The organism is Bacteroides sp. BFG-637 (assembly GCF_024793605.1).
Lineage (GTDB): Bacteria > Bacteroidota > Bacteroidia > Bacteroidales > Bacteroidaceae > Bacteroides > Bacteroides vicugnae.
Genome location: NZ_JANUPD010000002.1, coordinates 984314 through 997799, shown reverse-complemented (window position 1 = coordinate 997799; position 13486 = coordinate 984314). Strand labels below are relative to the sequence as shown.

Annotated in this window: 6 protein-coding genes and 1 pseudogene; all 7 read left to right on the top strand. The window is 46.3% G+C overall.

Annotated elements, in window-relative coordinates; all coding sequences use genetic code 11:
• The first annotated feature begins 143 nt into the window (after positions 1–143).
• The 7 genes and pseudogenes from NXX38_RS04460 to NXX38_RS04430 all read left to right on the top strand — a co-directional run bounded on the left by NXX38_RS04460 (position 144) and on the right by NXX38_RS04430 (position 13458).
• Positions 144–2350, top strand: a pseudogene (locus tag NXX38_RS04460) (glycoside hydrolase family 3 N-terminal domain-containing protein).
• A gap of 79 nt (positions 2351–2429) precedes the next feature.
• Complete coding sequence (locus tag NXX38_RS04455) at positions 2430–4883, top strand: glycoside hydrolase family 3 protein (protein WP_258978665.1); 2454 nt, start codon at positions 2430–2432, stop codon at positions 4881–4883.
• Positions 4884–4912: 29 nt separating this feature from the next.
• Complete coding sequence (locus NXX38_RS04450; protein WP_148365610.1) at positions 4913–6025, top strand: glycoside hydrolase family 105 protein; 1113 nt, start codon at positions 4913–4915, stop codon at positions 6023–6025.
• 53 nt (positions 6026–6078) lie between these two features.
• Positions 6079–7947 carry an FAD-dependent oxidoreductase gene (locus NXX38_RS04445; protein ID WP_258978664.1) on the top strand — a complete coding sequence of 623 codons (1869 nt, stop codon included), beginning with the start codon at positions 6079–6081 and terminating at the stop codon, positions 7945–7947.
• 7 nt (positions 7948–7954) lie between these two features.
• Positions 7955–10021, top strand: a complete 2067-nt coding sequence (locus tag NXX38_RS04440; RefSeq protein ID WP_258978663.1) for an alpha-galactosidase — start codon at positions 7955–7957, stop codon at positions 10019–10021.
• A gap of 234 nt (positions 10022–10255) precedes the next feature.
• Positions 10256–11554, top strand: coding sequence for an acetylxylan esterase (locus tag NXX38_RS04435; RefSeq protein ID WP_258978662.1), 1299 nt, complete (start codon positions 10256–10258; stop codon positions 11552–11554).
• Between the two features lie 113 nt (positions 11555–11667).
• The gene (locus NXX38_RS04430) at positions 11668–13458 is read left to right on the top strand and encodes a glycoside hydrolase family 2 protein (protein WP_258978660.1); all 1791 of its coding nucleotides are present in this window, start codon (positions 11668–11670) and stop codon (positions 13456–13458) included.
• The last annotated feature ends 28 nt before the right edge of the window (positions 13459–13486 follow it).

The window sequence follows — 13486 nt, the reverse complement described above, 5'->3', positions numbered from 1 at the left end:
ATATATCTCCAATGAACTGATTGTAAGTGTCTGGTACTTAGCTAAATGATAAGTGCATGGAATGGCTGGAATAAGTATCTGCTTACGTATTGCTTGATATACATCTGAAAACTAGAAATAATAATTAACTGACGAAAACATTGATGAGAAAAAAAGTTTTGATTTTGGGATTGTGCCTATTGGGAGTCACACATTCTCTTTCGTCAAAAGATAAAAAGAGTATTCCTTTGTATAAGGATGCCAAAGCTCCAATTGAAAAACGTATTGATGATTTAATATCGCGTATGACATTGGAGGAGAAGGTTTTACAACTAAACCAATATACATTGGGACGAAATAACAATGTGAATAATGTTGGCGAAGAAGTGAAAAAAGTACCGTCAGAGATTGGTTCTTTGATTTACTTTGATATAAATCCAGAGTTGCGTAATAGTATGCAGAAAAAAGCGATGGAAGAATCTCGTTTGGGCATTCCCATCATTTTTGGCTACGATGCTATTCATGGATTTCGCACCATATATCCTATTTCGTTGGGGCAAGCCTGTTCATGGAATCCGGGATTGGTAGAACAGGCATGTGCGGTATCTGCACAAGAAGCCCGCATGTCTGGGGTTGATTGGACTTTTTCTCCCATGATCGACGTGGCACGTGATCCTCGATGGGGACGTGTAGCCGAAGGATATGGTGAAGATCCTTATACAAATGGAGTGTTTGCCGCTGCTTCGGTGCGTGGGTATCAGGGAGATGATATGGCAGCAGAGAACCGTATGGCTGCTTGTCTGAAACACTATGTAGGTTATGGTGCTTCGGAGGCTGGGCGAGATTATGTTTATACCGAAATTTCAGCTCAAACTCTTTGGGATACTTATCTACTGCCCTATGAGATTGGAGTGAAAGCTGGTGCGGCCACTTTGATGAGTTCTTTCAATGACATCAGTGGAGTACCTGGGTCAGCTAATCCTTATATCATGACCGAGATATTAAAGAAACGCTGGAAACATGACGGGTTCATTGTGTCTGACTGGGGGGCTGTGGAACAGTTAAAGAATCAGGGATTAGCCGCTACAAAGAAAGATGCTGCTCGGTATGCTTTTAATGCGGGGCTTGAAATGGATATGATGTCTCATGCCTACGATCGTCATCTGAAAGAGCTTGTAGAGGAAGGTAAGGTAACAATGGCACAAGTTGACGAATCAGTCCGTCGAGTATTGCGTGTAAAATTCCGTCTGGGTTTGTTCGAACGTCCTTATACTCCGGTTACTAATGAGAAGGATCGTTTTTTCCGTCCGCAAAGTATGGCTGTGGCCGCTCAACTGGCAGCAGAATCAATGGTGTTGTTGAAAAATGACAATCAGATATTACCACTTACAAACAAAAAAAGATTGCCGTAGTAGGTCCAATGGCAAAAAATGGTTGGGACTTATTGGGTTCCTGGTGCGGACATGGAAAAGATACGGATGTGGAAATGCTCTATGATGGGTTGACTGCCGAGTTTGGAGGAGACGCCGAATTACGTTATGCAATGGGATGCAAACCGCAGGGCAATGACCGTTCAGGTTTTGCTGGCGCATTGGACGTTGCTCGTTGGTCTGATGTAGTCATTGTTTGTTTGGGTGAGATGCTTACCTGGAGTGGTGAGAATGCTTCCCGTTCTACGATTGCTTTGCCACAGATTCAGGAAGAATTGGTGAAAGAACTAAAGGAGGCTGGTAAACCTATTATATTGGTGCTTTCTAATGGACGTCCCTTGGAGTTAAATCGCATGGAACCTCTTTGTGATGCTATATTGGAGATATGGCAACCGGGTATAAATGGTGCGCGTTCAATGGCAGGAATTTTATCCGGGCGTATCAACCCTTCCGGTAAACTAGCCATGACGTTCCCTTATTCCACAGGACAAATTCCTATTTATTATAATCGCCGCAAGAGCGGACGCGGACATCAGGGATTTTATAAAGATATAACAAGCGATCCGTTATATCCGTTCGGGCATGGATTAAGTTATACCGAATTTAAGTATGGCACTGTTACCCCTTCTGCTACTAAGGTGAAGCGCGGCGATAAACTGTCGGCAGAAGTGACTGTCACCAACACCGGTTCCCGCGACGGAGCAGAGACTGTTCATTGGTTTATTTCCGATCCTTATTGCTCTATCACCCGTCCGGTGAAAGAACTGAAACACTTTGAGAAACAACTTATCAAAGCCGGAGAAACGAAGACTTTCCGTTTTGACATCGACCTGGAACGTGATTTCGGTTTTGTCAATGAGGATGGTAAACGCTTCCTTGAAGCCGGCGAATATCATATTCTGGTACAAGGACAGACCGTTAAAATAGAACTGATAGACTAAAAATGTAAAGAACAAAAGTGTGTGAAGAGCTGATAGCTAAGTTGGTTTTTTACACATGTTATATTAACACAGAATCACCATGAAAAAGAAAATAGGAGGCATAGGTTTATGTATGCTTGCATGGAGCATATTAACCTGTGCACAAACAATCACTCCCCAAGCCGAACAACGTGCGAAGGACATTGTATCAAAAATGACTTTGCAAGAGAAAATAGAGTATATCTCCGGATATACCAGTTTTTCTCTGCGTGCCATTTCCCGTTTGGGAATACCTGAAATCAAGTTGGCTGACGGGCCGCAGGGAATTCGTAATCATGCTCCCAAGAGCACTTTATATCCTTCCGGAATACTTTCCGCTTCTACTTGGAACCGGGAATTACTTTATAAGTTAGGGCAAGGCTTGGGACAGGATGCCAAGGCAAGAGGAGTTAGTATCCTGCTTGGTCCGGGCGTGAATATCTATCGTGCTCCGTTGTGCGGTCGTAACTTTGAATACTTCGGTGAAGACCCTTACTTGACAGGTGAAACGGCGAAACAATATATCCTGGGAGTACAATCGGAAGGAGTCATTGCTACAATCAAACACTTTGCTGCCAACAACCAGGAATGGAGCCGCCACCATGCCAGCTCTGACATAGACGAGCGTACTTTGCAGGAAATCTATTTCCCGGCTTTCCGGAAAGCAGTACAGGAAGCCAATGTCGGCGCCGTAATGAACAGCTACAATCTGTTGAACGGTGTCCATGCCACCGAACATAAATGGTTGAATATTGATGTCTTGCGCAATCTTTGGGGCTTCAAAGGTATTCTGATGTCTGACTGGACTTCTGTATATTCCGCCGTAGGCGCTGCTAACGCCGGACTTGACCTCGAAATGCCGAAAGGACGTTTTATGAATTTGGAGAATCTGTTGCCTGCTATCAAAGCCGGCACAGTGACAGAAGAAACCATCAACCTGAAAGTACAACACATCCTGCAAACTCTGATTGCTTATGGTATGCTGGATAAGGAACAGAAAGACAGCAACATCGCAGAGGATAATCCTTTCTCCCGCCAGACAGCTTTAGAGCTGGCGCGCGAGGGTGTAGTCCTGTTGAAGAATGAAGGAAACTTGCTCCCGCTGAAAGGAAAGACAGCCGTAATGGGACCTAATGCAAGTTTGATTCCTACCGGTGGCGGCAGTGGGTTTGTCACTCCTTTTTCTACCGTCTCAGTGGCTCAAGGCTTGAAGGAATTGAAGAAAAGGAATCTGTTACTATTGACGGATGATGTGATTTATGAAGATATTGTCCATGAGTTTTATACTGATGCTAATCGTCAGATGAAAGGCTTCAAAGCTGAATACTTTAAAAACAAGACTCTTTCGGGCCAGCCTGAAGTAATACGCACGGAATCCTCTGTTGATTATGACTGGGGATATGGAGCACCTTTGGACGGCTTTCCGACAGATGGATTCTCTGTCCGTTGGACAGCCTGCTACATGCCACAAACTGACGGTCAGTTGAAACTTCATATCGGTGGTGATGACGGTTATCGTCTGTTTGTGAATGACAAGCATATTACAGGAGATTGGGGAAATCATTCATACTCTAGCCGTGAAGTTGAACTGCCGGTTGAGGGTGGTAAGGAGTACCGTTTCCGGATTGAATTCTTTGATAATATTTCTTCGGCCATCATTCGTTTTAATGCTTATAGCCTTAATGAGGCGAAACTTCGTCAAGGATTGGCAAAGGTGGATAATGTTGTGTTCTGCACAGGTTTCAATAGTAATACCGAAGGCGAAGGCTTTGACCGTCCGTTTGCCTTGCTCCGCTATCAGGAATTGTTTATCAAGAAGATTGCGTCCATGCATCCCAATGTTGTGGTTGTACTGAACGCTGGTGGCGGTGTGGATTTCACCAACTGGTATGATGCTGCAAAAGCGATTCTTATGGCCTGGTATCCGGGACAGGAAGGCGGCCAGGCGATAGCTGAAATCCTGACCGGTAAGATTTCTCCAAGTGGAAAGCTACCGATTTCTATCGAGCGGAAATGGGAAGATAATCCGGTGCACGGCAGTTATTACGAGAACTTAAAGGCGGAGATTAAGCGTGTAGACTATTCCGAAGGTGTCTTTGTCGGTTATCGTGGATACGACCGTTCGGGAAAAGAACCTTTCTATCCGTTTGGCTACGGTTTGTCTTATACTACTTTCGCTTATAGTAATATGGCTGCGGAGAAAACGGGTGAGCATCAGGTTACCGTTAGCTTTGATATAGAGAATACAGGTAAGATGGATGCTTCGGAGGTGGCACAGGTGTATGTGCATGATGTACAATCTTCTGTTTCCCGTCCGTTGAAAGAACTGAAAGGATATGAAAAGGTATTCTTGAAGAAAGGGGAGAAGAAGCGGGTTTCTGTTGTGCTGGATGAGGATGCATTCTCTTTTTACGATATGAATCAACACCGCTTTGTAGTGGAAAAAGGAGACTTTGAGATCTTAGTCGGTCCTGCTTCCAGTCAATTGCCTTTAAAGGCTATGGTTGAACTGTAATGACCGAATGATAAACAAATAAATATATAATGAAAAAAACACTTTTATTGGGAGCGTCTCTGTTATGTTCCGTTTTTATAATGGCAACAGAGATTCCTTTTCAAAAAGCAGAAATAAAGTCTATCATGCGAAAGGTGGCGGATTGGCAGATTGCCAATCCACACCCCGCTCCTGAACATGACGACTTGAACTGGCCGCAAGGTGCTCTTTATGTCGGCATGGTGGATTGGGCGGAATTAACTGAAAAAGAAGACGGTGATGATACATATTATAAGTGGCTGACTCGTATCGGGCGGCGGAATTGTTGGCAGCCGGACAAACGGTTTTATCATGCTGATGACATCGCTGTTTCACAGTCCTTTTTGGATTTATACCGCAAGTACAAAGACGAAGCAATGATTATCCCTACGCTCGCCCGTACGGAATGGATTGTCAATCATCCGTCTGAAGGCAGTTTCAAGCTGGTGGAGGGAGACTTAAAGACCTTGGAACGTTGGACTTGGTGTGACGCTCTCTTTATGGCTCCCCCTGTATATGCCAAACTGTATATGCTGACCGGAGAGAAAAAATATATCAAATTTATGAATCGTGAGTATAAAGCGACTTATGGTTACTTGTTCGATAAAGAAGAAAACTTGTTTTACCGTGACTGGCGTTATTTTGATAAGCGCGAAGCCAATGGTAAGAAAGTCTTTTGGGGACGTGGCAACGGTTGGGTGCTTGGTGGTCTGGTTGAAATATTAAAGGAACTCCCCAAGAAAGACAAGAACCGCAAATTCTATGCGGAATTGTTTGTAAAACTGGCCACACGTGTTGCCGGATTACAGCATCCGGACGGTTTCTGGCATGCCAGTCTTTTGGATCCTGCCTCTTATCCATCGCCGGAAACGAGTTGCACTACTTTCATTGTCTATTCCATTGCTTATGGAATAAACGAAGGTTTATTGGATAAGGAAACCTATCTTCCAGTGTTGGTAAAAGGCTGGAATGCATTAGTCTCGGCTGTGGAACCGAATGGGAAACTGGGTTATGTGCAGCAAATCGGTGCCGACCCGAAGAAAGTGACTCGTGACATGACGGAAGTTTATGGAGTTGGTGCTTTTTTGATGGCAGGCAATGAAATTTATAAAATGGCGAGATAATCTGTTCCCTCTGTGAAGATAGTAAACAATAATCATAAAAACGCTGTACTGTGATGAAAAAATTCTTACTGATATGCATAGCCGTAGCCTGTAGCCTTGTGGCTGTAGCCGAAGAACTGCTCATCGAAGCAGAAAGCTTCAACCAGCGAGGCGGCTGGGTGCTCGACCAGCAGTTCATGGATCAAATGGGTTCACCCTATCTCATGGCACATGGCATGGGCATCCCTGTGGCGGATGCTACGGCAGAAATCAACATTCCCCAGGCGGGCACTTACTACGTATATGCCCGTACTTACAACTGGACTTCGCCTTGGACCAATGCCGAGGGTCCCGGAAAGTTCCGCCTGGCTTTAGGCGGCAAGTTACTGAAAATGACGTTAGGACATACTGGTAATTCCTGGCAATGGCAATTTGCCGGAAAGACAGTATTGAAAGCAGGGACTACCACCCTTGCCCTGAAAGACCTCACTGGTTTCGATGGTCGTTGCGATGCCATTTACCTTACGACCGATGCGAACACGCAGCCTGCTACCTGGGATGCGGCAGAGACAGCCGCACTTCGTACCCGCTTGCGACAACAACAGACGGTACCCGCTCATCAATACGACTTTGTGGTAGTAGGAGGGGGAATAGCCGGAATGTGTGCTGCCGCATCTGCTGCCCGATTAGGCTGTAAGGTAGCACTAGTGAACGACCGTCCTGTATTGGGCGGCAATAACTCGTCAGAGATTCGTGTACATCTCGGCGGTATCATCGAAATGGGGCCTAATCAGGGATTGGGTCGTATGATACGTGAGTTTGGCCATGAGCGTTCCGGCAATGCCCAACCGGGCGACTACTATGAAGACCAGAAGAAGGAAGACTTTATAGAGGCCGAAAAGAACATTACCCTTTATGCTTCTCAACGTGCGGTAGCCGTGAAGATGCAAGGAGACCGCATTGCGTCAGTCACTATCCAGCACATCGAGACAGGCGAACAAACCGAACTTACCGCTCCTCTCTTTAGCGACTGCACAGGTGATGCTACCATAGGCTATTTAGCCGGTGCCGATTGGGCTATGGGGCGTGAAGGTCGCGATGAATATGGCGAGAGCCTTGCTCCCGAGCAACCCGACTCATTGGTGATGGGCGCCTCTATACAATGGTATAGTAAGGATATGAAGAAGAAAACCTCATTCCCTCATTTTGAATATGGCGTACGTTTTGACGCTGAAAACTGTGAGTCTGTAACTATGGGCGAGTGGAAATGGGAAACGGGTATGAACCGCAATCAAGTCAGCGAAGCTGAACGTGTACGCGACTATGGACTTTTGGTGATATATTCCAACTGGAGCTATCTGAAGAATCACTATAAAGACCATAAGAAGTATGCCAACCGTTCCCTCGACTGGGTGGCGTATGTTTCAGGCAAACGCGAATCGCGCCGTCTCTTGGGCGACTACGTACTGTCACAGGACGATATTGATAAGAATGTGGCGCACGAGGATGCTTCGTTTACCACAACTTGGAGCATCGACCTTCACTTCCCCGACAGCGTGAACAGTGTCCGCTTTCCCGGCAATGAATTCAAGTCGGCTACGGTGCATCGTTGGATTCATCCTTATGCCGTTCCCTATCGCTGCCTCTATTCTCGCAATGTGGACAACCTCTTTATGGCAGGTCGCAATATGAGCTGCACCCATGTAGCTTTGGGTACGGTACGTGTGATGCGTACTACCGGCATGATGGGTGAAGTAGTAGGTATGGCAGCCGGACTCTGCCACAAGCATAGTGTAGAGCCGCGCGACATCTATCATCATCACCTGCCGGAACTGAAGCAACTTATGCAAGCGGGTCTGGGCAAACGCGATGTGCCCGATAACCAACGCTTCAACGAACCCAACAAATTGTTGGAAGTTCCGGGAGCTTACATCAAACCGTAGACAAACTATGAGCAAAAAAAATATTATCACGATATTTCTATCGGCAATATGGACATTGCCGCTTTGGGGAGGACAACAGTATTACGCTTTTCTGAAAGGTGACACGCTACGTATGGGCAATAACTATATGGAACGCGCCATGCTGTGGAATAACGGTGCGCCTGTTACCATCAGCCTTACTGACAAACAACACGGAAAAAACATTCCGGCACAGGGCAAACAACCCGATTTCTCGATTGTGAAAGGTATCCCTACGGATGCTACACTTACCGTGAACGAGATACCGACGAACGGCATCCACGCCAGTTATCTACAGGCTACCGTGGCTTGCACTATCGGTTCGCTGAATATAGAGCGTCGCTATCGCATTTACGCAGACTGTCCCGCCATTGCTTGCGACACCTATCTGAAAGGGCTAGTGGAACTTTATCAGAATAAGGAGGATAACCGTTCTAACGCCGACCGCAAAAATATAGAGCACACGACCGATATGGCTACGGGGGTGAAAACTCCCACGCTCGACAGGCTGCAACTATCCGGCAATCATTGGAGTGCCCGCACAATAGAGTTTTTCGACTACACCGATTGGAACGACAATCTGGTGACCGGGCGTACCTGGCTTCCTTATCGTCGCAATACGTATCGTGGTAATTTGCTTTTTGCTCATGACGTCACTACGCGTCAAGGCTTCTTTTTCTTGAAAGAGGCTCCTAGCAGCAGTACCCAATTACATTATCCGGGTTCTGACTTCGTGGCGGACTTTAGCGATTTTATGGTAGTGGGGCTGGGCATTGCGTCTCATGATGTAAAGCCGGATAGCTGGACCCGCGTTTATGGATGCGTTACCGGCATCTATACCGGCGGCGAGCAAGAAGCGATTACTGCCTTGCGCCTCTATCAGAAACAACTGCGTCATCATACCGCCGCACAGGATGAGATGATTATGCTCAATACCTGGGGCGACCGTAGCCAGGATGCCAAAATAGATGAGGCTTTCTGTTTGGCAGAACTAGACCGTGCCGCACGCATGGGCATCACCCTCTTTCAACTGGACGATGGCTGGCAGAGCGGAAAAAGCCCTAACTCAAAGACCGCCGGAGGTAGTTTTAAGGATATCTGGAAAAGTGGCGATTACTGGACGCCCAACCCCATAAAGTTCCCTCATGGGCTGAAACCTATTGTAGAGAAAGGCAAGAAATTGGGTATTCGCATCGGATTATGGTTCAATCCCAGTATACAGAATGATTTTGCCGATTGGCAAAAAGATGCGCAAGCCATTATCGGACTTTATAAGAAGTACGGCATCTGCTGTTTTAAGATAGACGGCCTGCAGATACCTACCAAGATAGCCGAACAGAATCTACGCCGACTGTTTGATACCGTGTTGGAGCAAACCAACTATGAAGTGATTTTCAACCTCGATGCCACTGCCGGTCGTCGCGGCGGGTATCACTATATGAACGAGTATGGTAATATCTTCCTGGAAAACCGCTATACCGATTGGGGCAACTATTACCCTTATCGCACCTTGCGCAACCTCTGGATGCTGTCTCGCTATGTACCGGCAGAGAAGATGCAGATAGAGTTCCTTAATAAATGGCGTAATGCCGACAAGTATGACGCTGCCGACCCTTTTGCCCCCGCCCGTTACAGTTTCGATTACCTCTTTGCCATCACCTTGGCGGCACAGCCGTTGGCTTGGATGGAGGCTTCGAACCTGCCCGAAGAGGCTTATATTACGGCATCTCTGCTCAAGAAATACCAACCCTTGCAACTCCGGTTTCATCAAGGCGTCATACTGCCCATTGGTGAAGAACCTTCGGGACGTTCGTGGACAGGATTCCAATCGACCGTCTCCGGCACGCAAGGCTATCTTGTGGTTTACCGCGAAGATAATGAGCAAGCTAGGGGGACTATTGATACTTGGCTTCCTGAGGGTAAGAAAGTTACTTTTACCCCTGTAATGGGAAGTGGCAAAAAGTTTGCCGCAAAAGTCGGCGCACAGGGTAGAGTAAGTTTCGAGCTAAATGACAAGAACTCTTTCGCACTCTATCAATACGAAGTAAAACCATAAAAAGGCGGCTATCTGCATTTTACGCTAATGACGAATGATGTGTTAACTTCTGATTAGCAGAGTATTATGATGTGTGGAGAGGAGTATTAATATCTCTGCTGTTGGATGTTAATAGTTGAGTTGTTAGGTATTAATAGTTGGGCGGATAGGTATTAATAGTTGAGACAATGGGTATTAATAGCTGATAAATGGAATATTAATATAGCAATGACAAATGAAATAAAATAGGGAACTATGATAAAAAGTGTACGTTTTCTTCTTCTCCTGATAGCATTTGTCTCCATGCAGATAGTTGCATGGGGGCAGCCACAGGAAAGACTGGTTCAAGTGCAGGTCACTCCCGACCACACCAATTGGCTGTATAAACCGGGAGAAAAAGTGAAATTCAAAGTGGCGGTATTGAAATGCAATATCCCGCAGGATAATCTGGAAGTGCGCTATGAGATTTCGGAAGACATGATGAAACCTCATCAGACAGGCAAACAGCCTTTGAAGAATGAAAAGCTTGAAATTAACGCAGAGACTATGAAAAAAGAAGGGTTCCTGCGTTGCCGTGCTTTCGTCATTTGCCAAGGGCGTGAGTATGAAGGCGTGGCTACCGTCGGCTTTTCTCCTGAGAAATTGCAACCGACCACTCCGTTGCCTGCCGACTTTCTGGAATTTTGGAAAAGCACCAAAGAAGCCGCAGAAAAGTGGGCATTGGAACCGATAATGACTTTACTGCCAGAAAGGTGTACAGATAAGGTGAACGTATATCATGTCTCCTTCGCGAACAATGACTATGCGTCCCGTATGTACGGCATCCTTTGTGTTCCGAAGGCTTCCGGGAAATATCCGGCGATTCTGAAAGTGCCGGGTGCAGGTATCCGTGCCTATAACGGAGAAGCCGAACGTGCCGGAAAAGGTTTTATCATTCTGGAAATCGGTATCCACGGCATTCCGGTCAACCTGACGGGAGATGTGTATCACCGGCTTTATAACGGTGCTTTGAAGAATTACCACTCGTTCAATATGGACAATCGGGACAAGTACTATTACAAACGGGTTTATACAGGCTGTGTGAGAGCCATTGATTTCATTTACACACTTCCCGAATTCAATGGTAATCTGGCGACCTTTGGAGGAAGCCAGGGCGGTGCGCTTTCCATTGTAATTGCCGGACTGGATGACCGTGTCAAGGGATTGGTTTCTTTCTATCCAGCCTTGTGTGATATGGCGGGTTATGCTCACGGTCGTGCAGGCGGTTGGCCGCATATGTTGAAGGATGCGAAGAACCGGACACCGGAAAAGATGAAAACCATTCAGTATTTTGATGTGGTGAACTTTGCCCGACAGGTCAAAGTTCCGGGATTCTATACTTTTGGTTATAATGATATGGTTTGTCCGCCTACTACTACTTACTCCGCTTACAACGTGATTAATGCTCCGAAAGAGCTGTTTGTAGCTGAGACGACCGCTCATTATGCCTATGCCGAACAGTGGAGCGCAGCCTGGAACTGGGTAATGAATTTCCTGAAAAATAAATCGAAATAGCACGGATTACACGGATTAACACTGTTGTTTTACTATTCTATTCTAAAAACCGTGAAATCCGTATAATCCGTGCCTGAACTTATTATATACACTAATTATAACAACATACTTAAATGAAAACAGGTGAGAAATTAAGTCTATGTCTATTGTTGCTAATCGTTTTTGCTGGAAGCGTTGCGGCACAGGAGCTGATAACGAATGTATATGGTCGCAACATCCATTCGCTGAATGGTAAATGGAATGCTATCATCGACCTGTACGACCAGGGGCAACGGATGAAAATCTATGAGAACCGGCAACCGGAAGGAAATATCGATTTCTACGAATACGCGTTTGAAGGCGGGTTGCGTCTTAATGTTCCGGGAGACTGGAACTCTCAATCGCCCGAATTGAAGTATTACGAAGGCACTGTATGGTATGCCCGTCACTTTGACGCCAAACGCTTGGCAGACAAACGCCAGTTCCTTTATTTCGGCGCTGTCAGCTATCGTTGCAAAGTCTACCTGAACGGAAAAGAGATAGCAGAGCACGAAGGCGGCTTCACCCCTTTTCAAGTGGAAGTGACAGACCTGTTGAAAGACGGCGACAACTTCCTGGCAATAGAAGTGAACAACCGCCGTACCAAAGACGCCATTCCCGCTTTGGCATTCGACTGGTGGAACTATGGCGGCATCACAAGAGATGTGCTGCTGGTGAAAACTCCCCGGACATTTATAGAAGATTATTTCGTCCAACTGGATAAAAATGCTCCCGATCGCATCATCGCCCGCGTGCGTCTTTCTGATAAAAAAGTAGGTGAGAAAGTAACAGTTGCCATCCCCGAACTCAAAATCAACGCGGAGCTCACCACCGACGCAGAAGGAAAGGCGGAAACCGTATTGAACGCGAAGAAGCTGCAACACTGGTCGCCGGAAGAACCGAAACTCTATGACGTGACTGTATCTTCAAGTGCCGACCGTGTGGAAGAGCAAATAGGCTTCCGCAATATCACCGTGAAAGGAACTGATATTTACCTGAACGGGAAGCCGACATTTATGTGCTGTATCTCTTTCCACGAAGAAATCCCGCAACGTATGGGGCGTGCTTTCTCGGAAGCCGATGCAGCCATGTTACTAAATGAAGCGAAAGCGCTTGGCGTGAACATGATTCGCCTGGCTCATTATCCGCAGAATGAGTACACGGTACGCCTGGCGGAAAAGATGGGCTTCCTTCTCTGGCAGGAGATTCCCATTTGGCAAGGCATTGACTTTACAGACGATGATACCCGTAAGAAAGCGCAGAGGATGCTTTCTGAAATGATTAAGCGCGATCAAAACCGCTGCGCGGTAGGTTATTGGGGTGTTGCCAATGAAACACAGCCTTCCAAAGAACGGAATGAATTCCTTACTTCCCTGCTCGAAACGGGAAAACAGCTGGACACTACCCGCCTGTATGTTGCCGCTTTCGACCTTGTGCACTTCAATAGCGAAAAACAGCGTTTTGTAATGGAAGATTCTTTTACTTCCCAACTGGACGTTGTAGCTATCAATAAATATATGGGCTGGTATCATCCGTGGCCTGTGGAACCAAAAGACGCTATATGGGAAGTAGTGACGGACAAACCGTTGATTATCTCGGAATTTGGCGGCGAAGCATTGTACGGTCAGTCCGGTGATGAGAACGTAGTCAGCTCCTGGAGTGAAGAATACCAGGCACGCTTGTATAGAGACAATATCCGTATGTTCGACAATATCCCGAACCTGCGTGGTGTATCGCCCTGGATTCTGTTCGACTTCCGTTCGCCGTTCCGTTTCCACCCCACCAATCAGGATGGCTGGAACCGCAAAGGGCTCATATCCGACCAGGGTATGCGTAAGAAAGCGTGGTATCTGATGAGAGATTATTACATAAAAAAAGAGAAATAATCGATAAGTTTAGCTATATTTGAATGTG

What these genes read in the sequence shown, in the direction of transcription:
- NXX38_RS04430 (WP_258978660.1), top strand. Translation starts at nt 11,668, where the DNA reads ATGAAAACAGGTGAGAAATTAAGTCTATGTCTATTGTTGCTAATCGTT.
- NXX38_RS04440 (WP_258978663.1), top strand. Translation starts at nt 7,955, where the DNA reads ATGAGCAAAAAAAATATTATCACGATATTTCTATCGGCAATATGGACA.
- NXX38_RS04435 (WP_258978662.1), top strand. Translation starts at nt 10,256, where the DNA reads ATGATAAAAAGTGTACGTTTTCTTCTTCTCCTGATAGCATTTGTCTCC.
- NXX38_RS04445 (WP_258978664.1), top strand. Translation starts at nt 6,079, where the DNA reads ATGAAAAAATTCTTACTGATATGCATAGCCGTAGCCTGTAGCCTTGTG.
- NXX38_RS04450 (WP_148365610.1), top strand. Translation starts at nt 4,913, where the DNA reads ATGAAAAAAACACTTTTATTGGGAGCGTCTCTGTTATGTTCCGTTTTT.
- NXX38_RS04455 (WP_258978665.1), top strand. Translation starts at nt 2,430, where the DNA reads ATGAAAAAGAAAATAGGAGGCATAGGTTTATGTATGCTTGCATGGAGC.